We start from the raw sequence: 18596 nt of genomic DNA on the forward strand, positions 1-18596 counted from the left end.
TTTGATTAAGGCATAATTATGGGGAAAGTGAATCTAGTATCGCTGTCTATGAATCTTCAAAGAGTCACAAGTTTGAATAGGCTGTCTCTTCATGTTCTGGTTGAACAGGCATCCGAGGGGCATTTTATCGCGTCAGTGCCAGAGTTGCCTGATTGTCTAGCCGAAGCTGAAACCCGTTCGGATGCGTTCCCCTTTGGGGTTGCCGAAGGCATCGCGGCTGTACAAGAGCAAGTTAGAGTCAGACTGGCAAATATTGAGGTACTGACGCTAGAAGTTGCCAATAATCCTTGGACAGATTTTATTGGGATGTTTGAAGGAGATGATGAGTTTGCAACTTTTGCTCAGGAACTCCGTACTGAGCGCGAATTAGATATAAATAGCAGGGATGCAACGCCCCGTGCAACGAAGAAATACTAAAGTGCGATCGCACCTGCGGAGACAGCTAAATGGCTCAAACCTTTGTATGTTAAGCTTTTGCTGTGATGTCATTTAGAAAATAAAACTCTAAGCTGTGTAAAGAATGTGTGATTTGTAACCTTAGCTCTATACACTTAGTATTTTTTATTGCAATAATATAAACACAAAACTAAATAAGCTATTTGTAACAATGTTGATAACTTTTAACTAAATCAATTTCTGCTGCTTTTTTGACCGTATAAGAATTTCTACATTAGTAAAATAAAAAAAATTAGTTTAGTATGTGGCAAAATTTTTATAAAGAATTATCTGACAGATTATTTGAGAAAACAGAATGGAAAATTACATTACCAATTCCTAAATGGTCACTACCAGAGATAAAAATATTATTTATCGATAAGGAAAATATCAATTCTCATCAAGTTTTAAAGAGAAGAATTTATGATATAAAACTATTAAAAGATATTAAAAAAAATAATAAAACTAGCCAAACATTTTACTATTATATGCCTATAGATACTAGCGATCAAACAGAAGTTATTAAATATATCCATATAGTAGAATATGATTCTTCTAAAGAGTATACACATAGAAATAGCTGTTTAACTACAAGAATATTCATTAATAAAGAAGAAACCTCTAATATTGAATTTTTATCTAATAGAATAATAGAAGAGATTCCTTTTAAACCAGCAGACAAACTTCCCAAAATATTTTGATTGTATACTTCCTTAATATTCAACCTATCGCTATTGATAATGGTTCAGCCGGAATACGCGCAAAACCGGACACATTGTAAATTTTTGTTACAATATTATCGGCTTAATATGGGACGCGACACCCCGCGCACGAAAAAGAAGTACCAAAGTGAGATCACAGAGTTTGAGCAATTAACAAAAGGGTAGGTTTATGTTTGCAAGCCGCAACACTTAGCGTAACTTTGAGAATCACTGCTTATTTCACCCCGTAGTCAAGTTTGTTAGGAAATTCTTGTCAAATTTTTCCAAAACATCGTAAACTATTCCGTCAAAACTTCCAGTTCCTATTGGAGCGGGCACAGGAATACCATCTATTGTAGCAGTAAGCTTGCCTTTATCTTGTTGATAAATTGCTTCTTGATTTTTAAGTTCTATATGTTCAAAAATGACTGTTTTTAACTTCTTTTCATTAAAGGTATAGTCCGCTTTTCTAGCAATAGCTACAATCTCTGACAGTCCTGTTTCTGGGTCATCTTTATACTTAATAGTTATCTGTACTATTTCGTCTGAATTTTCTGAATTATCATTAAGGAATTGGTTAACGTTATCTGACATTATAAATACTAAACTAGTAACTACTTCTTAGATATAGTTTAAAATCTGGAAATTCCACTCAGTAATAGCACGGCAATACATTAGATGGGTATCCGTATCTCGGCTGAAACCCTTGTAGAGTGCTTACGCCAGATGTCACCCCCAAATTAGCCGCTAGGTGCAACGAAAACCGCAACGGTCATCAATGCAAATTCTGATGCAGTCACGGTGCGCGATCGCTAACTCTCCTGATTGGGACTTAACCCCAATTAGGAACTTTAGAACTGTACTTTTTATTTACAATCGTGAACACTCAAACTCACGCCAGAATTGCCAGTATCGTTGGCTAGCCAGATTCACAATCCCTACTTGACCCCAGAAGCATCTAGCGCGGGTTCCTACCTGGAAAGCGCAAAACCACATTATGCACAACAACCTGAGATCGAGCCAATTGGCTTTGGTTCTTACTGGGAAGGCAGAAAACCACGTTACAGCACTTTGCAGGTAAATTAAGTACACATCTTAATATGATAAATCTTGTGGGGTGGGCATCCTGCCCGCCCTTGTGTACCTCATTCAGATGAAATGTGCTGTATGCGCGGCTTTATATAAGTCAAGCTAATTGGCTTTATTCCGTTGCAGTGCAACAGAAAACGCAACGCTCCTGACTGCAAATATTGATGCACTCGTAGCGCAACACCTAACTTCTAACTTGCAACTCCTAACTTCCAACTTCCACCAACTAGCTGATGGAAGTCGGAAGTCATTCAAAGTGCTAGTTTACGCTCAAGTCGTGCATTTTATTTTTCCAAAGTACTTTTTCAATACAAACCTGACCCTATCCTTTTGCACTTCATCGAAAAATTTGTCTACCAAGTATTCTTTTAGATAATCAGATATAAGACTAGAATTAATTTTTAGTATATTGCTTGACATAGTACTCACCCAACGGCTCGTTCTTCTACTGCCTCTTGCTCGCTGGGACATAGACGATCCTGACACTGAATTAACGTCTTCAAAGTACTTGTTTACCCAAGCCCGTATATGTGCTTTCCGAATTTTTCTTTGTTTTTTCATTTATTTGTTTTGAGAGAACATTTATATTATACCAAAGATACTCAGGAAATATACGAGGATAAGTGAATACATTTCACCAACAAGCTATTGAAATTGAAAATTATTATGATATAATCCCAAACTCGAACACTGCACAAGGCATGATTGCCCAAAAACTGCAACGAGCTTTCGACGATTGCGTACAAAATCGCCTGCTCAAAGTCATTGCAGCGCGTCCCGTTATCTGAGAGACTTTCGGTAAAAAGTTCCAAAACACCTATGCGGATGATACCTGTACTTGGCAATAACGCTGCAAGCATAAGCAGGTTTAATCAGCCAGCGAGATAATGCGGGTTGTAGCGATTGCGATTGATAAGTTGGAATTGATGAGGAGCGATCGCCATCGCGTCGCCAACGGAGTTACAAAGATGCATATAGTAATGGCAGAAGCAGAAGCACGCTACTCAAAAAAAGTTTGACTACGATCTGAAATGAAGGTATGCTGTGTTATTTACTTTGTGGTTGGTGGTAGCACAACAGGCGCACCGGGGGAGAGCGATCGCTGTCACTACCACCCAAGAAAGCTCCCGCCGCAGTCAGGAGCGCCTTGTATACAGATGTATAGAGAAATGATTGATATTATTAATGCAGCATAATGCAACAATTTAGGACATAAATTATGTCGTCAGTCACGATTAACCTGCCAGAAGAAATATTTAGCGCCCGTCGCCTGACTCCAGAAGAATTTGTGCGCGATATGCGCCAAGCTGCTGCTATCTACTGGTATCAGAAGCAGGAAATCTCAATGGAGAAAGCAGCCAACGTTGCTGGGTTAAACCGCCGAGACTTTCTAGCCGTCCTAGCCCGTGAACAAGTGGATGTCTTTGCTGTTGATTTTGATGATTTGCAGCGCGAGTTAAACCGTGGCTGAACTGCCTGCTATCAACACATCCCCACTAATTTTTTTGACCAAGGGCGGCTTTCTTGATTTGTTGCTCTTAATGGGATCATCAATTATTGTTCCATCAGCTGTAGCCACAGAAATTCAGGCGTATGGGTCAGCAGATGTAACAGCAGTTGCGCTCAACAATACTGATTGGTTGGTTATACAAGAAACACCACCTGTCCCGAACGTTATTCAAAGCTGGGATTTGGGTCTAGGTGAGTCAGCCGTACTAACCTGGGGCTATGTAAATCCAGGTACAGAAGTAATTCTAGATGATTTAGCAGCCCGTCGTTGTGCTGCCACTTTAGGAATTCCGGTACGGGGAACATTAGGCATGGTTATTACTGCCAAACAACGAGGGGTAATTCCGGCTGCACGTCCAGTTTTAGAACAATTGCGCCTCTGTGGGATGTATTTATCTGACCGCGTGATAAATCTTGCATTAGCATTGGTAGGGGAATAGAGGCGTTGGCTCCCAAGCCGTGAGCGGATTATACCTGATGATGGTTATAGCGCGGCAATCATAAGCAGATTTTATCACCCAACGGGATCATGCGGGTTGTAGCGATGTCTACGACGGGCTACGCCTACGCAATTGATAAGTTGGAATTGATGAAGTGCGATCGCGAGCGCGTCGCCAACGGACTTACAATACTTTGGGTCAGTAGTTACACCTTTGTCAGAAAAGCTGTTTCTGTGATTGGGTTTTAGATTTAGTAAGGTAAGATGTATATACTCAAGTAAGGAATCCTTACATTTGATAGCAAAGGCTAGGAGGCAAGTCATGCTCCCCAAGTTAACTTCTAAAAATCAACTAACGCTGCCTAAAAGTATTACTCGTGAAATCGGTGAGGCTGAGTATTTTGAGGTAAAGGTGGAGGGAGGGCAAATTATTCTGACTCCTGTAAAAATTCAGCGGGCTGATGCGGTTCGATCTAAGCTGGCGGATTTAGGACTGAGTGAGCAGGATGTGGCTGATGCAGTGGCTTGGGCGCGTCAATCGTAATGGTTTGTCCACGGGTGGTAATTGATACTAATATCATCATCTCGGCGCTGATTGATATTTGGGGGCAGAGTATCTAGGCTTCGTTTGGCATGGCAGGACGATCTCTTCACTGGGCTGGTTTCTAAAGCGACAACAACTGAGTTAATCCGAGTGCTGGCTTATCCAAAGTTTAAGCTCACGCCAACTGAGCAAGAAGATTTACTATCGGATTACATACTCTTTTGTGAAGCTGTAGCGATGCCCGACCGCTTGCCTGTAATTCCTGAATGTCGTGATCCGTTTGATGTGCCTTTTTTACTTTTGGCTGTGGTCAGTGAGGCTGATTATCTCGTGACCGGCGATCGCGATTTACTCAGTGTAAAAGATAATTTTTCTTGCCCGATTATGACAGCTGAAGATTTTCTAAATGTTATTGATGGTCAGTCACCCTAATTTTTCCGGTGATGCCTTGTAAAAGTGGTATTTGTTGCCATAAGTTTTCCCACAGCTTACAGAAGTCATCTACATCACAGAATAGTTGTGTAATGTCGAGCCGAGATACAATAGTAGACATAAACTTTCCGATCGCATCTTACAAGCCTCATATATTTACCACCCATGCTGTCTCTGTCGAGTTAATATTCTCAAAAGCGATGCCTACGGCGGTAAACTACGCACGGGCGGGAAATCACAGAATTTGAGCCATAAGCAATAAGCTACTAGCCCGGAAGTTGCTTTTTCAGTGCTTCCAGAGAAGCCCAACGGTTATCAACTGGAGTTTCAGGACTATCAGAACTATCAACAGTACTACTTACAGGAATACCTGGACAATTGCGATCGCACAGTTGCCGTTGGGGTACTGCCAAGGACATCTGTTCATATAGCCATTCGTTGGGATAAAAATAACCATCGGGCGGTAGAGTTTCAAGCAATTCTTCCAGAACCACTTCCCTTTCTAAAGGCAAGTCATTTAGCTGATTTGCAGTTTCGTCTAACCAGATGATTTCTTTCGTATCAAGCCCTAAACGTCGATTGTATTGCTGCAAGCAGCGGTTGCAGGTACAAGTAATAATTGTTTCTGCCTGACTGGACACTTCCAAGTAATTGCCATGATGCTGCACACGCACATGACCGCGAACTGGTGTCAACGTTTCCAGACCAGGCAGAAATTCCTCAACTTGAACTTCCTCTGTCCGCTCCGGGGCTTGAGTTAGCTGCGGAATATAAATTGCGTCCATAGGATTTGTGAGACATCCTCACTAAAATTTATCTTGATTACCAGCAATTATACTGATATTACATCTTTACTTTATCTCTTAAGAACAAGAGAAATTTTGAAAGAAATTATATGGTTAAGAGTTTTCAATTCACTCCTAACTCTGCCAATTTTAGATTTTCAATTTTGGATTGAAGGAAAAATCTAAAATCTAAAATCCAAAATCTAAAATCCAAAATTGAATGGCTCCTAACTCCCAACTCCTTCCAACGAAGCCGGACGCACAACCAGATGACGATGCGGCTCTTTACCGCGACTGAAGGTTTCCAAATCTCCAAAATCCTTCAAGAAGGTATGGATTTGACGCCGTTCAGCAGAACTGAGGGATTTGATTTCCACTTCTCTACCAGAAAAGCGCACTTCATCGGCTGCTGCTTCTGCTAATGCGCGAATTTCGGCTTCTCTTTTGACCCGGTAGCCATTCAACTCAATGGTGTAAGAGGCTTGTTCCTCCGGGGGTTGGCTGAGGTTAAGAACCGAATTTGCTAGATACTGAATCGCATCTAACACAGAACCATCAGCACCAATTAATACCTGGATTTGTTCTGACGTCAAGTTGGTTTGGTCAATTGTCAACCAGTAGTTATCTGGTTCTGGGGAATCGCCATCTTGAGATTGGGCAGTTTCTAAATGACCCTGAATCTCAGTAGGTATCCCGGTGAGTTCCAGCAGTGTTTTTAACCACTGCTGACCTCGCTGCATCGGAATGTTACTCATGATCCCCCTGTCGCCTTTTTCTTACCACTTTTTGGTTCAAACGGCAATGCCTTTTGTTCTGTAACTGCTGCTTCTTTCTCCTGGGTTTCTACAATTTTTTGCAGTTCTTCTGGTAGAGGTTCGCGGGAGAGAAGATAAGTTTGTGCGGTTTGAAAAATATTACCAATCACCATATACATCAGCACCCCAGCTGGTAAGGGGAAGAACAAAAACATCCCAGAAAAGATGACTGGGGTGATTTTGTTAACTGTATCCTGCTGCGGATTACCACCGCTGGAATTTTGCCCAGACAGCATTTGGCTAACATAAAGGCTGATCCCAAAGAAGACGATCATGCCGACAATATCCCAGTGGATTGTGCCATCTGGATCATTTGCGCCAACTCTACCTAAGGCATCAATGAATAGAAAGCCTTTTTCTGCTGCTAGTCCAGGAATTGTTCCTTGAATGGTAACTTCTCCCGGTTGCAAGGCTTCTACATTGCCCTGAGCATCAATTTTTATCCTATCTTCCCCTTTAGTGACTTTCCAATCAGGAGTCAGCTTATTTTCTGGGTGTTCTGCTAAGAGCACCTGAAATGGTTTGCCCTCAACGGTCTGATATTGTATCTTGGTTTGTTCTCCCACCGCTAGTTTGTTACCGCTAGGAAGGATGGCAGCTACTTTAACGTGTTCCCCATCCGCAACGTAAATATTTTGAGGAGCTGTGGCAAAGGCTTGCGGTTGAATTTGTTCGATTTGTTCTGCGGGAAAGATTTGCAGGTTAACGCTGTAGTTCACACCTGCAAAAGGCGAACCTCGCAAAGTGGCGAACAGCGCTAACAAGACTGGCATTTGCACTAGTAATGGAAAACAGCCTGCCAAAGGGTTGCCAAATTCTTTTTGGACATTGACCATTTCCTCCTGCTGCTTTTGCGGTTCATCCTTATAGCGCTCTTTGATTTCTGCCATCCGCTTTTGCATTAGAGGTTGTACAATTCGCATTTTCCGCATGTTGCGAATTGAGCCAGCACTCAGGGGATAGAGCGCAAAGCGGACTATCAGTGTCAAAGCAACGATCGCTAATCCGTAGCTAGGCACAATACCATAGAAAAAATCTATGATTGGCAGCATCACGTTGTTCGAGAGAAAGCCGATACCAAAATCCATTATTCTGAATTCAACCTGAGGTACTGTAAACTGACTGAATCTAATTTATCTAAATCATGATTTGTCGGCGACTATCTTTCGCTACGGATAGCCGCACATTCAAATGGGCATTGGGCATTGGGCATTGAGCATTGGGCATTGGGCATTGGTTCTTCTCCCTCATCTCCCCCTGCTCCCCGGCTTCCCTGCTCCCATCACTTGTTGACAGCGCCGCTATATTCGGGATTTTTCGCAGCAATTCTTTCGTTGATGTAGTCATAGACTTCCCGAAACTTGGGAATTGCACGCAATTCGAGACGACTGCCGTTTCTGAGGGTTATCGCCATATCTCCCCAAAAGCCAATGCCACGGGGGACTTTGACGATTTTGACAATTTCTGAGTAAATTATGTCAGTGCGATCGCGCCCCTGCCAACCTCCCGTCACAGTAATTCGGCGATCGGTGATGCGGAAACGCAGCCACAATGCCCTGACAATTGCCCCGACTGTTAATGGTATCCCGACAATGGTTAGCCCAATCAGCAGGTTGATAATTAAATCCCCAAGATGGGGGCCACCTTCATAATAAACATCTTCACGAATTCCCATCGAACACCTCAGCTTGTGCCAACAACTGCTCTAATTCTTGCAGAAATTGTGGGCTTACGCACTTAGATTCTGCTGCTGTGGGTTTGACAATGACCACTAGCCGCCATCCTGGTGATAATTTGGGCAGCAAGTTGTGTAAAGCAGCAGTAATTTGCCGTTTGATCCGGTTGCGAACCACTGCCCTTTTGCTGACTTTTGTGCTTATGGAAATGCCAATCCGCGTGCTGGCAATATCTGCTGAGTCAGTTGCTTGTCTAGTCTGGGTGGCAGTGTCCAAAGAAGGTTTTGTGGAACATAACGGCTTTAAGGCTCTCAATGTTAAATAAGAGCCATGACGCCGAATTCCTTCCCGGAAAACTGCCTGGAAATCCTTGCGGGATTTTAGCCGATTTGCTTTGGGCAAAGCCACAGATGCTATTTTAGCTTGATATGCCCTAAACGCTCAGACGGTGACGTCCCTTTCTTCTCCTGGCGCTAATTACGTTTCTGCCGTCTGGTGTCCGCATCCTGGCGCGAAAACCAGAGGTTCTTTTTCTCTTACGGCTAGTACCGCCCAGTGTTCTTTTCATACAGTTCTCCTCTTAGGTGATTTTTATAAAAACTCACAATCTCCTATTTTATAACTTTATTAGGGAATTGGGCATTGGGCAATTCAATTTTGGATTTTGGATTGACGATGGCATCTTTTGGATTAAATTTCAATTCTTTAATCCAAAATCTAAAATCTAAAATTTTTACTCCCTACTCTTAATTGATGCTCAAAATCCATGTTCCCATGTAGCGCAGTAGTGGCACATCGCCAGGGGAGAGAACTTGACAGTTGAAATAATAAACTCCGCCGAAGGCTGGGTTTAGGACGTTAGATAAGACTAACTCAACTGCGCTACCTGCTGGCACCGGATCTTGGGGAAAAATATTAATCAGCTTACCTTCTTTGTCCCACTTCACCTCAGAAAGCGGAACTGCTTTGCCTTTGACTCGGACTTCAATTTTTTTGGGGTCAAAAGTTCCTTTGTAATAATCAGGGTAGGTAATGGCAAATTGACCAACTGCTAATTTCATTTTTTTGGCTGGAATCCTCAATATGTATCGATCCCAAGCATTAGCTTGTCCACCAAAATCTAACCTAAAGGGCAGCTGATTTTCGCCTTTGACGCCGCTAAACAGCGTCAATCCCGGTAAGCTTTGCGCCCAAGTCAGGGCTGGTAATCCAGTAACCAAAAAACTAGTCAGGGCTAAAGCAGAAAGTAAACGTCGCATAATTGGGCTTCCTCAACCAAAATGTAAATCTGTTCTCTAAAATAACTGTGTGTTAGTATTCTTTACTAAACTTTACTACTCACTTCCTAACAATGGACGTTTAATAATAACAAAAAGTGCCATCTTCCCTGAGCTTTGGCGGCAGTAAAATTACTTAGTAACAAATCGAACATATACTCGATTTGCTTCATTACCCTTGTAGAGTCCTGATTTGATTACTAAGTTGGTCAAATTTTAACTAGATAGAAACACAGTTGGGATTAGATTGTATTTCAAAATATGTATAAGTGTATCTAAATTTGAGAATTTTGTGATAAAAATTGAGCCGCGACATCAGCGATCGCTAGTTAACTTGCGCTAAATTGATTAAAATAAGTTTGAATCAAAGTCGTAATCCTTAAAATTTAATTTGGAAATTATAAAACTTTCAAAATTTGGTCAATATTACTCTATAAGAAAGGAATACCAAAATTTCTCAATCCCTAAAACAAGCTGAAGATCAAGATGCAAAATTTGGGAATCATCAATTTAGAATGTGCAATACGTAACCCTGTTTGCAACTATCTGAAAATATGACCTCTGCGAGCGGCAAAGCTTCACTTTGCCTGGAGAGCTAAGAGTGGGAAAGGAAAGATTCAAGGTTCAATCTACTAGTAAAAGTCATGGCTGATGTTCCTGCCTAAGTATTATGAGTGCGGGATAGTCCTCATTTGGACAATCGCTTACTTGGCAGAGATTAGGTATTTATCTTCAGGAGATTTCATGAGAATAGCAGTTGCTAAAGAAATTGAAGTTTGTGAACGTCGTGTGGCATTAATTCCTGACGCCGTTGCCCGATTGGTAAAACAAGGTTTGGAAGTCTGGGTAGAAACAGGTGCAGGAGAAGGAGCTTTTTTCAGCGATTCTGCATATCAAGCAGCAGGAGCCACAATAATCAGCGATACTGCCAAATTATGGGGTGAAGCTGATATTCTGCTGAAAGTCGGGCCACCGCAAGAACGAGAAGATGGACGCTCAGAAATTGAATTACTTCGGGAAGGGGCTGTATTAGTCAGCTTTCTCAATCCCTTGGGAAATCCCGTCGTAGTGGAGCAACTGGCAAATCGTCAAGTCACAGCTTTGAGTATGGAGATGATTCCCCGTACTACCAGGGCGCAAAGTATGGATGCTTTGTCCTCGCAAGCTTCATTAGCAGGTTACAAGGCAGTATTAATTGCCGCAGCAGCATTACCGAAATATTTCCCGATGTTAACCACAGCCGCAGGCACGATCGCTCCAGCCAAAGTATTTATTATGGGCGCTGGTGTAGCCGGATTGCAAGCGATCGCCACCGCTAGACGCTTGGGAGCAGTGGTAGAAGCCTTTGATATCCGTCCCGCCGTTAAAGAAGAAGTGCAAAGTTTAGGGGCAAAATTTGTTGAAGTCAAATTAGACGAAGAAACTGTCGCCGCAGGTGGTTACGCCAAGGAAATTTCTGAGGCTAGCAAACAACGTACCCAAGAAGTTGTCGCCGAACACGTCAAAAATTCTGATGTGGTAATTACTACAGCCCAAGTACCTGGGAGACAAGCACCACGACTAGTTACAGAAGAAATGGTGGCACAGATGAAACCCGGTTCAGTAATTGTGGATTTGGCTGCTGACCAGGGTGGTAACTGCGCCTGCACCGAACCCGGCAAAGATATTGTGTGGAATGGTGTGACAATTATCGGCCCGATAAATCTCCCATCATCGATGCCAATTCATGCCAGCCAATTGTATGCCAAGAATGTAACATCGTTGATTCAACTGCTAATTAAAGACAAAGCTTTGCAGGTTGACTTTAGCGACGACATCGTTGATGCAGCTTGCGTTACCCACGCTGGTGAAATTCGCAATCAACGCGTGCGGGATGCACTACAAGCTTTAAGCGGCGTTGGAGCAGGTTAATAGCCAAATTACCATAAGGAGTTTTGATTTCATGACAGAGGCATTACTTGCTGCTTTGTTTGTATTTGTTTTGGCATCTTTTATCGGCTTTGAAGTCATCAACAAAATACCACCGACTTTACACACGCCCTTAATGTCAGGCTCAAACGCGATTTCTGGGATTGCGGTACTTGGAGCAATAGTTGCTGCTGGTGCAAGAGAGACGAATGTATCAGTAATTCTCGGTTTGATTGCTGTGGTATTGGCAACAGTCAACGTTGTGGGTGGTTTTTTAGTGACAGACAGAATGTTGCAAATGTTCAAGAAGAAGGAGATTAAAGCGTGAGCGACTTTTTACCAACTGGCATTCAGCTGACGTACTTAGTCGCTGCATCGTTATTCATTCTGGGCTTGAAAAAGCTGGGATCACCTGCTACAGCGAGAAACGGTAATCTCGTAGCGGCTGTGGGGATGCTACTGGCGATCGCAGCGACAATGCTGGATCAACATGTGTTGAATTACGAGATGATATTGTTGGGCTTGGCCATTGGATCGGGAATTGGTGCGATCGTTGCCTACAAAGTCCAAATGACCGAAATGCCCCAAATGGTGGGTTTACTCAACGGTTTAGGCGGTGCGGCTTCGGCATTAGTAGCTGTTGCCGAATTCTGGCGGTTATTAGATAGTTCTCAGTCGATACCCCTAGATGTGAACATTTCCATCCTGTTGGACGTGTTAATCGGTGGTATTACCTTCACGGGTAGTTTTTTAGCCTTTGCCAAATTGCAAGGTTTAATTAGCGGTTCCCCGATTACATTTCCATTCCAGCAACCATTTAACCTCTTGCTTCTGGGTGCTTATATAGTAGGTAGTGCTTACTTAATCATCACACCAGATAGCTTACCCATATTCTTGGGAGTAGTTGGCGTTTCATTGGTGCTGGGCGTGATGTTCGTCCTCCCCATTGGTGGCGGCGATATGCCAGTGGTAATCTCGCTGTTAAACTCGTTGTCTGGTGTGGCGGCGGCGGCGGCTGGGTTCGTGGTGATGAACAATATGTTAATCATCGCTGGGGCTTTGGTGGGAGCATCTGGGTTAATCCTCACCGAGATTATGTGTAAAGCGATGAACCGCTCCTTATTTAGTGTTCTGTTCAGCGCTTTTGGTACAGGATCTAGTTCTGGTGGTGCTGCTGCTAGTGGTGGTGCGATCGATCAAACTGTCCGCAGCATCGATGCCGAAGAAGGGGCGATGATGTTGGGTTATGCCCGTTCTGTGGTAATTGTACCTGGTTATGGTATGGCAGTTGCCCAAGCGCAACATAGCGTCCGGGAATTGTCAGATCAGCTAGAACGGATGGGCGTTGATGTCAAATATGCGATTCACCCCGTTGCTGGGAGAATGCCGGGACACATGAATGTGTTGCTGGCGGAGGCAAATGTGCCTTATACGCAGTTGTACGACATGGATGATATTAATCCCCAGTTTGAGCAAGCTGATGTGGCTTTAGTAATTGGGGCAAATGATGTGGTAAATCCGGCGGCGCGGAGTGATAAAAATAGCCCGATTTATGGTATGCCGATTTTGGAAGTAGATCGGGCGAAGCAGACGATTGTAATTAAGCGCGGGATGAGTACGGGTTTTGCCGGTGTAGATAATGAGTTGTTCTACAAGGATAAAACTACGATGCTTTTTGGTGGCGCTAAAGATATGGTGTCGAAGTTGGTTTCGGAAGTGAAGCAGCTTTAACGAACCGCAGAGAGCGCAAAGGGCGCGAAGTAAAGAAATAATTTAGAGAGTTGGCTTGCTTTGGGGGTGTGATGCTTCTGAAGCAAGTTTTTTAGTCAAATAAAGTGAGTTTTGCAAATTTCGATTTTGGTGTTTATCTTGCATAAACTATTTATAGAATTTATCATGACAATTTCTTTGGCCTTACTACGGCGTACATTTTTAATCTGCCCCATATTTCTATAGCATAAAAACCAGCATCTGGATTGTCACTTGTCATAGCACGTACTACTTTAATACCTGGGCGATCGTATGTGTTCAAATGTTGTTGATATTTTTTTAGTATGGGTTGAGCAGCTTTATCATCTACAGTAAAAAATTGAATCTCAAAATTGTTTTCTATAAAAGTCTGATCAACAAAATAAGTTATGCCGCGAACTATCTTATGACACAAACGTTCTAACTTATCGGCTGATATTGGAATAGATGCATATTCTGGATAATAAACATTGCTTTGTACTTGAAAATTTGGATGTAAACCTATAGGTGGAATTGCTTCCCATTTAACTATTTCTTGTTTTATCTTCTCTCTTTTTCTTTCTCTTATTCGTTTTTCTCTTCTATCATTTGCATAGTCTGGATCTATTGAACGTAATACCTTATCTGTAATTCCGCTTGACTTTGCATCTTCAGGATCAATACACAAACCTAGTCTCAAGAGTAGATCCTCTTCCAATCTACCATATTGCTCGTTGCATTTTTTGCATGATGGAATTGTCCATCTTTGCAAATTTTCAGGAGTATTATCTGGATACCAAGCAAAGGGGAATATATGATCTCGTGTCAAATATTCCACGTTTTGTAAACAATGTACACATCTTCCTGACTTAGATCGTTTAGCCATTGTTTGCCTTGTTGCAGTTAAAATTTATTGTAGGTGGGGTAGAGCAACAGAGGAATCTAACCTATTGTCTGACAATATTGATGTACCATTGTAGGGGGCGTAAGTTGGAAATATGATCGCTGCCCCCTTGAGATTTTGGTATTATATGGTCAATTTCCCATCCATAAGTAGATTGACGCTTTCCATACTTATATCTATTTATCAATCTTCCAAACTGATCTTTCCGCCAGATCCTTGGATCACAGTCTGGAAGAATAAAACCCTTTTCCCATACTGCTTGAATTTTAGTTAATTGGGCTGCATTTTGAGCCGTTTGATAGGCCAGCGCCAATGAATAATAATTAGGACTTACATTACCGAACATATTGTGGTTTCTCCTTATTAGAGTTAGTTTATAGATTATAGTACATTTATACTGATAAATATTGGTAAAAAAGGCGATCGCCTGCAAAATCTCCATTGTGCGATCGCTCTGTTCTTCCTCTGCGCCTTTGCGTGAGATAAAAAGGCGATCGCCTGTAAAATCTTCAGTGTGCGTAGGCGATCGCTCATCAAAACATGATATAAATTTGAGATGATAGACCACGATCGCCTATTCAAAGAACTGTTAACAACCTTCTTCTGGGAATTCATCGAGTTATTTTTCCCAGAAATAACAGCTTATCTGGAACGGGATACAATCTCTTTCATTGACAAAGAAGTATTTACCGATGTGACTGCTGGCGAAAAATATGAAACTGACTTAGTAGTAAAAGCGAGATTTAGAGGACAAGAATCTTTTTTTCTAGTACATCTAGAACATCAAGCTTATTATCAAGAAACTTTTGATTTGCGGATGTATCGCTACTTCGCAAGACTGTATGAAAAATACGCCTTGCCAGTTTATCCCATCGCGTTGTTTTCTTACGATAGCCCCAAAAAAGCTGAAACAAATTTTCATCAAGTAGCATTTCCCAATAAAGTTGTTTTGCAGTTCAACTATGATGTTATCCAGTTAAATCGTCTGAATTGGCGAGAATATCTGCAACAGCAAAATCCCGTAGCTAGTGCGCTCATGGCTAAAATGAACATAGCGCCAAAAGACCGCCCCAGAGTAAAATCTGAGTGTCTGCGCCTGTTAGCTACCTTGCAGCTAGATCCAGCGCGGACACAATTGATTTCTGGGTTTATTGACACCTACCTACGGCTAAATGCTCAAGAAGAAGAAATTTTCCAGACTGAAATTGCTCAATTTGAACCAACTCAACAGCAGGTAGTTATGCAAATCGTCACCAGTTGGATGGAATCAGGGATAGAACAAGGAATACAACAAGGAGAATTGAAAATAATCCACCGTCTATTAACAAAGCGGCTTGGTGTAATTACTCCTGAATTACAAGAGCAACTGCGTGGGTTATCCTTAACTCACTTAGAGGATTTAGCCGAAGCCTTACTAGATTTCTCCACTGAAGCTGATTTAGTGGCTTGGTTGCAACAGCAGCAATAAAATATCGATTTCACTAAGCGTAGGCGTTGGCGTAGCCTCTCCAAGAGTTGCCCGCCGAACGCGAGTGCGTCTCGTAGAGAAGGCATCGCTCTCTTCTGACTCTGTGTTCTCTGTGTGAGATAAAAAAGCGATCGCCTGCAAAATCTTCACTGTGCGTAGGCGAAGCCCGCCGAAGGCATCGCTCTGTTCTTCCTCTGTGCCTTTGCGTGAGATAAAAAAGCGATCGCTGAATTCCACAAAACAACTAATTTGACTTACTTCGGAAAATATCGATAAATATCTTTACGATGTAGCACACGCTGAAATATTAGTGTTTCACCGTCAAATATAATCCCGATCCGATAATCACCTATACGAATACGATAAATATCATCATATCCTTGCAGCTTTTTTATATTAGTAATTTCTTCCAAGTTAGCTATTTGTGGTATTTCTTCAAAAGCAAGTACTTTAATCGCCTCATAGTAAGGTGTACTTTTGAGCGCTTTTAAATCTTTAATAAAACTGGATATATACTGGGTATTCACTCTCTTTCTAATTCGGCTAATGCTTCATTAATATTTAATGGTATTTCTTGTTGTACTTCCTTAATTGCTAATATCAATCCTTCATCTTCAATCGCTTCTAATAAGCGTAGATAGTCTTGGAAATCTATAATTACTTTACGAATGTTACCTTCAGTATCTGTGATTAATTCTTGAGCAAATGGGTATTGGCTGGTATTCATTTGGGTATTAGTGTTTGTAATCATAGAGAATTTGATTACCTTTACATAGTACAAGTATAGAAGATTTGGAGTAGGCGATCGCTTCGCTGCGACTTTGCGCGAAACAAAAAAGCGATATACAAAACTCCTAAAGAGCGATCGCCTGCAAAATTTCCACCGTGCGTAGGCAAAGCCCGCCGAACGCGAGTGCGTCTCGTAGAGAAGGCATCGCCCTCTTCTTCCTCTGCGTGAGATAAAAAAGCGTAGGCGAAGCCCGCCGAACGCGAGTGCGTCTCGTAGAGAAGGCATCGCCTGCAAAATCTTCATTGTGCGATGCCTACAAATGGTTCATGGTAACGCTTAATGTTCACCAATATTTGATGGCAAATGTTTAATATATTTGGGAATTAATTTACTTTTACCGCCAGCCCATTAGAGGAATGCATGATGACGATAATAACTTTTATCGTAAATCAAAGGGTTTAAGACCCCAACAATACAGGTAGCGCGGAGTCGGAGCCACTCCGCCTCCGATCAGTTTCAATCGGGGTTTAAATAAGAGTCTGAAAATGTCTTTAACTTTGAATTTTGTTAGCGCAGCGTAAAGCCTTCTATTCGAGAGGCAACGCATAAAGGCATAGCAACTCTTAGAGACGCACTCGCGTTCGCTTAGAGCGAGTCTGCGTTCGCTTTTAGCGTCTCGTAGAGAGCGTCATTTTGAATTTTGAATTGTTAACATGGAGTTGAGTTAGCATTACTATTAATTTAATCAAATGGAAAACTACACGGTGTTGATAAGAAATTATATTTTATATTAGTATGGTGCGAAAAAAGCAACACGTATTAGAATAAAGTCATGAAAAAAAGGTAAGATAGACCACCTGAATTATAATAAAGGAGTATAAATTCAGATGTTTGACGGATTTTGGGATAACGTCTTTCGCTACCCCCGGTACTTAATTACTATCGTCTTAGGACTGTTTCTGAACACCTTTGCGCCATTAGTACCACTGTTGAAGCGCCCAGTTACCTTGATCGCCATCTTGGGTTTATTTGTGAGCAGCCTAGTCTTCCTGACTCTCACCCTACGTGCAATGCTGGGCTTGAGTACAATCTAAACTAGCGCTATATCGGGGCTGTGCCCCACAGACGGTTGTTCTTGGCGTTGCTCCCGCTAAGTACTGTCTACCCAACTTGCATCTATTTTTGTCGTACAACCTCTGTGAGGAGGCCAAATTTTTATGGCTACAAATCGCCGGGTTTCCCGCGTTGCTGAACTAATCAAACGGGAAGTTAGCCAAATGCTGCTCAACGGCATTAAGGATGACCGTGTGGGTACAGGAATGGTAAGTGTTACTGATGTTGATGTTTCCGGCGATCTCCAACACGCCAAAATCTACGTCAGTATCTATGGTACAGATGAAGCTAAGGTAGAAACAATGGCAGGCTTAAAGTCGGCCACGGGTTACGTCCGCAGCGAACTTGGGGCGCGGGTACGGCTACGTCGTACACCAGAGGTGATATTTCTCGAAGATCGCTCCATAGAACGCGGTAATAAGGTACTAGCATTACTAGACCAACTTAACCATGAGCGTCCCCCAGAAAATCTGGTATCAGTAGAAGAGAGCACAAATCAAGATGATGAATCGTCTAGTGAATAAGTAACTTAAATAACAATGTAACTTCAGAACAATTAATCTCAGCAAATCCGCCAAACAGTTTACAGACGTGACTAGATCGCGTCTGTTTTAATGTAACCATAACCTGCTTCAGGGATCGGTAGTTGCATATATACGCTTTCTGTTTATCTTGGCTTTCGTCTTTAATCTACTGCAAAAGGGTAGTGTACTCTGTCAAGGCAAAAGTTTGCAGGGTTTAAAATTCTCCGCGTCTGCGTGTCAGTTATAACCCGTCAATTTTGGATTTGGATTGACAGACTAGTAGCAGCACCAACCCTTCTGTGCAGATGCATAAATGCTGCTTATCTCAAGCATTTTTATCTGTGTCCTAATTACGAATTAGTATTACTCCACCCTTCTACAGATGTTGATCAAAAGAAAACTGTGTAATATTAGTGCTGAAAATAACCAATTAATTACGGATTCATATCATGTCCGCTTGATTACTTACTAAACCCCAAGAACCCCACCCCGCCAAAGCTACGCTTTATCTCCCCTCCC

The 18596-nt window shown here is 42.1% G+C and carries 31 protein-coding genes; 17 read left to right on the forward strand and 14 right to left on the reverse strand.

Annotated elements, in window-relative coordinates:
* The first annotated feature begins 72 nt into the window (after window positions 1-72).
* On the forward strand, window positions 73-417 hold the full coding sequence (locus tag HWQ41_RS10505; RefSeq protein ID WP_292762260.1) for a type II toxin-antitoxin system HicB family antitoxin: 345 nt from the start codon (window positions 73-75) through the stop codon (window positions 415-417).
* A 281-nt stretch (window positions 418-698) separates the two neighbouring features.
* Window positions 699-1136 carry a hypothetical protein gene (locus tag HWQ41_RS10510; protein WP_229471374.1) on the forward strand — a complete coding sequence of 146 codons (438 nt, stop codon included), beginning with the start codon at window positions 699-701 and terminating at the stop codon, window positions 1134-1136.
* A 240-nt stretch (window positions 1137-1376) separates the two neighbouring features.
* On the opposite strand, the gene HWQ41_RS10515 is transcribed toward HWQ41_RS10510, so the two are convergent.
* Window positions 1377-1730: a hypothetical protein gene (locus HWQ41_RS10515; protein WP_229471376.1), complete on the reverse strand. Its 354-nt coding sequence runs from the start codon at window positions 1728-1730 to the stop codon at window positions 1377-1379.
* A gap of 321 nt (window positions 1731-2051) precedes the next feature.
* Here HWQ41_RS10515 and HWQ41_RS10520 point away from each other — a divergent pair, with 321 nt between their 5' ends.
* The 9 genes from HWQ41_RS10520 (at window position 2052) to HWQ41_RS10560 (ending at window position 5149) form a co-directional block, all read left to right on the forward strand.
* A complete protein-coding gene (locus tag HWQ41_RS10520) occupies window positions 2052-2222 on the forward strand; it encodes a hypothetical protein (protein ID WP_292762268.1) in 171 nt (56 codons plus the stop codon).
* A 626-nt stretch (window positions 2223-2848) separates the two neighbouring features.
* Window positions 2849-3013, forward strand: a complete 165-nt coding sequence (locus HWQ41_RS10525) for a hypothetical protein (protein WP_292762270.1) — start codon at window positions 2849-2851, stop codon at window positions 3011-3013.
* Between the two features lie 99 nt (window positions 3014-3112).
* Window positions 3113-3244, forward strand: a complete 132-nt coding sequence (locus tag HWQ41_RS10530) for a hypothetical protein (protein ID WP_292762271.1) — start codon at window positions 3113-3115, stop codon at window positions 3242-3244.
* Window positions 3245-3269: 25 nt separating this feature from the next.
* The gene (locus tag HWQ41_RS10535; protein WP_292762272.1) at window positions 3270-3398 is read left to right on the forward strand and encodes a hypothetical protein; all 129 of its coding nucleotides are present in this window, start codon (window positions 3270-3272) and stop codon (window positions 3396-3398) included.
* Window positions 3399-3444: 46 nt separating this feature from the next.
* Window positions 3445-3696, forward strand: coding sequence for a UPF0175 family protein (locus HWQ41_RS10540; RefSeq protein WP_292762275.1), 252 nt, complete (start codon window positions 3445-3447; stop codon window positions 3694-3696).
* On the forward strand, window positions 3689-4174 hold the full coding sequence (locus HWQ41_RS10545; RefSeq protein WP_292762278.1) for a DUF3368 domain-containing protein: 486 nt from the start codon (window positions 3689-3691) through the stop codon (window positions 4172-4174). Before HWQ41_RS10540 ends, HWQ41_RS10545 begins: the two co-directional genes overlap by 8 nt.
* Before the next feature lie 89 nt (window positions 4175-4263).
* On the forward strand, window positions 4264-4422 hold the full coding sequence (locus HWQ41_RS10550) for a hypothetical protein (RefSeq protein WP_292762281.1): 159 nt from the start codon (window positions 4264-4266) through the stop codon (window positions 4420-4422).
* 73 nt (window positions 4423-4495) lie between these two features.
* Window positions 4496-4717 carry an AbrB/MazE/SpoVT family DNA-binding domain-containing protein gene (locus tag HWQ41_RS10555; RefSeq protein WP_292762283.1) on the forward strand — a complete coding sequence of 74 codons (222 nt, stop codon included), beginning with the start codon at window positions 4496-4498 and terminating at the stop codon, window positions 4715-4717.
* Window positions 4718-4801: 84 nt separating this feature from the next.
* On the forward strand, window positions 4802-5149 hold the full coding sequence (locus HWQ41_RS10560) for a putative toxin-antitoxin system toxin component, PIN family (RefSeq protein ID WP_292762286.1): 348 nt from the start codon (window positions 4802-4804) through the stop codon (window positions 5147-5149).
* Here the strand turns inward: HWQ41_RS10560 and HWQ41_RS10565 are convergent.
* From HWQ41_RS10565 to HWQ41_RS10600, 8 genes are all read right to left on the reverse strand, one after another.
* On the reverse strand, window positions 5127-5270 hold the full coding sequence (locus tag HWQ41_RS10565; RefSeq protein ID WP_292762287.1) for a hypothetical protein: 144 nt from the start codon (window positions 5268-5270) through the stop codon (window positions 5127-5129). The two genes, HWQ41_RS10560 and HWQ41_RS10565, sit on opposite strands and share 23 nt — an antisense overlap.
* 145 nt (window positions 5271-5415) lie before the next feature.
* Window positions 5416-5934 (reverse strand): YceD family protein, encoded by a 519-nt coding sequence (locus tag HWQ41_RS10570; protein ID WP_292762290.1) that lies wholly within the window; start codon window positions 5932-5934, stop codon window positions 5416-5418.
* A 227-nt stretch (window positions 5935-6161) separates the two neighbouring features.
* Window positions 6162-6689 carry a R3H domain-containing nucleic acid-binding protein gene (locus HWQ41_RS10575; RefSeq protein ID WP_292762292.1) on the reverse strand — a complete coding sequence of 176 codons (528 nt, stop codon included), beginning with the start codon at window positions 6687-6689 and terminating at the stop codon, window positions 6162-6164.
* Complete coding sequence (gene yidC, locus HWQ41_RS10580; RefSeq protein WP_292762295.1) at window positions 6686-7837, reverse strand: membrane protein insertase YidC; 1152 nt, start codon at window positions 7835-7837, stop codon at window positions 6686-6688. The genes HWQ41_RS10575 and yidC overlap by 4 nt, the downstream gene beginning before the upstream one ends.
* A gap of 194 nt (window positions 7838-8031) precedes the next feature.
* Window positions 8032-8424: a PH domain-containing protein gene (locus HWQ41_RS10585; protein WP_292762297.1), complete on the reverse strand. Its 393-nt coding sequence runs from the start codon at window positions 8422-8424 to the stop codon at window positions 8032-8034.
* Window positions 8411-8833: a ribonuclease P protein component gene (rnpA, locus tag HWQ41_RS10590; protein WP_292762300.1), complete on the reverse strand. Its 423-nt coding sequence runs from the start codon at window positions 8831-8833 to the stop codon at window positions 8411-8413. Before rnpA ends, HWQ41_RS10585 begins: the two co-directional genes overlap by 14 nt.
* Window positions 8834-8858: 25 nt before the next feature.
* Window positions 8859-8993 (reverse strand): 50S ribosomal protein L34, encoded by a 135-nt coding sequence (gene rpmH, locus HWQ41_RS10595; protein ID WP_094327629.1) that lies wholly within the window; start codon window positions 8991-8993, stop codon window positions 8859-8861.
* A 178-nt stretch (window positions 8994-9171) separates the two neighbouring features.
* On the reverse strand, window positions 9172-9684 hold the full coding sequence (locus HWQ41_RS10600; protein ID WP_292762303.1) for a DUF2808 domain-containing protein: 513 nt from the start codon (window positions 9682-9684) through the stop codon (window positions 9172-9174).
* A gap of 762 nt (window positions 9685-10446) precedes the next feature.
* On the opposite strand from HWQ41_RS10600, the gene HWQ41_RS10605 reads away from it, so the two are divergent.
* Genes HWQ41_RS10605 through HWQ41_RS10615 form a run of 3 tightly spaced genes read left to right on the forward strand, consistent with a single transcriptional unit; the run spans window position 10447 to window position 13341 of the window.
* Window positions 10447-11613: a Re/Si-specific NAD(P)(+) transhydrogenase subunit alpha gene (locus HWQ41_RS10605; RefSeq protein ID WP_292762306.1), complete on the forward strand. Its 1167-nt coding sequence runs from the start codon at window positions 10447-10449 to the stop codon at window positions 11611-11613.
* A 31-nt stretch (window positions 11614-11644) separates the two neighbouring features.
* Window positions 11645-11938: an NAD(P) transhydrogenase subunit alpha gene (locus tag HWQ41_RS10610; RefSeq protein WP_229547018.1), complete on the forward strand. Its 294-nt coding sequence runs from the start codon at window positions 11645-11647 to the stop codon at window positions 11936-11938.
* A complete protein-coding gene (locus HWQ41_RS10615; RefSeq protein WP_292762310.1) occupies window positions 11935-13341 on the forward strand; it encodes an NAD(P)(+) transhydrogenase (Re/Si-specific) subunit beta in 1407 nt (468 codons plus the stop codon). Before HWQ41_RS10610 ends, HWQ41_RS10615 begins: the two co-directional genes overlap by 4 nt.
* Before the next feature lie 163 nt (window positions 13342-13504).
* Here the strand turns inward: HWQ41_RS10615 and HWQ41_RS10620 are convergent, their stop codons facing one another.
* A complete protein-coding gene (locus HWQ41_RS10620) occupies window positions 13505-14224 on the reverse strand; it encodes a hypothetical protein (protein ID WP_292762312.1) in 720 nt (239 codons plus the stop codon).
* A gap of 61 nt (window positions 14225-14285) precedes the next feature.
* Complete coding sequence (locus HWQ41_RS10625) at window positions 14286-14810, reverse strand: HNH endonuclease signature motif containing protein (protein ID WP_292762313.1); 525 nt, start codon at window positions 14808-14810, stop codon at window positions 14286-14288.
* Here HWQ41_RS10625 and HWQ41_RS10630 point away from each other — a divergent pair.
* Complete coding sequence (locus tag HWQ41_RS10630; RefSeq protein ID WP_292762314.1) at window positions 14799-15710, forward strand: DUF4351 domain-containing protein; 912 nt, start codon at window positions 14799-14801, stop codon at window positions 15708-15710. The genes HWQ41_RS10625 and HWQ41_RS10630 overlap by 12 nt on opposite strands.
* Here HWQ41_RS10630 and HWQ41_RS10635 read toward each other — a convergent pair.
* Genes HWQ41_RS10635 through HWQ41_RS10645 form a run of 3 tightly spaced genes read right to left on the reverse strand, consistent with a single transcriptional unit; the run spans window position 15681 to window position 16743 of the window.
* Window positions 15681-15947, reverse strand: a complete 267-nt coding sequence (locus tag HWQ41_RS10635) for a hypothetical protein (RefSeq protein WP_292762317.1) — start codon at window positions 15945-15947, stop codon at window positions 15681-15683. The genes HWQ41_RS10630 and HWQ41_RS10635 overlap by 30 nt on opposite strands.
* A 17-nt stretch (window positions 15948-15964) precedes the next feature.
* Window positions 15965-16237: a type II toxin-antitoxin system RelE/ParE family toxin gene (locus HWQ41_RS10640; RefSeq protein ID WP_292762320.1), complete on the reverse strand. Its 273-nt coding sequence runs from the start codon at window positions 16235-16237 to the stop codon at window positions 15965-15967.
* Complete coding sequence (locus HWQ41_RS10645; RefSeq protein ID WP_292762322.1) at window positions 16234-16743, reverse strand: hypothetical protein; 510 nt, start codon at window positions 16741-16743, stop codon at window positions 16234-16236. The genes HWQ41_RS10640 and HWQ41_RS10645 overlap by 4 nt, the downstream gene beginning before the upstream one ends.
* Window positions 16744-17327: 584 nt before the next feature.
* Between HWQ41_RS10645 and HWQ41_RS10650 the strand changes: the two genes are divergently transcribed.
* Together HWQ41_RS10650 and rbfA are read left to right on the forward strand one after the other, a co-directional pair.
* The gene (locus tag HWQ41_RS10650) at window positions 17328-17534 is read left to right on the forward strand and encodes a DUF751 family protein (protein ID WP_229488077.1); all 207 of its coding nucleotides are present in this window, start codon (window positions 17328-17330) and stop codon (window positions 17532-17534) included.
* A gap of 123 nt (window positions 17535-17657) precedes the next feature.
* Window positions 17658-18077: a 30S ribosome-binding factor RbfA gene (gene rbfA / locus HWQ41_RS10655; protein ID WP_292762327.1), complete on the forward strand. Its 420-nt coding sequence runs from the start codon at window positions 17658-17660 to the stop codon at window positions 18075-18077.
* Window positions 18078-18596: the final 519 nt, after the last annotated feature.

It is taken from the genome of Nostoc sp. NOS(2021) (genome assembly GCF_017115025.1).
GTDB lineage: Bacteria > Cyanobacteriota > Cyanobacteriia > Cyanobacteriales > Nostocaceae > Nostoc.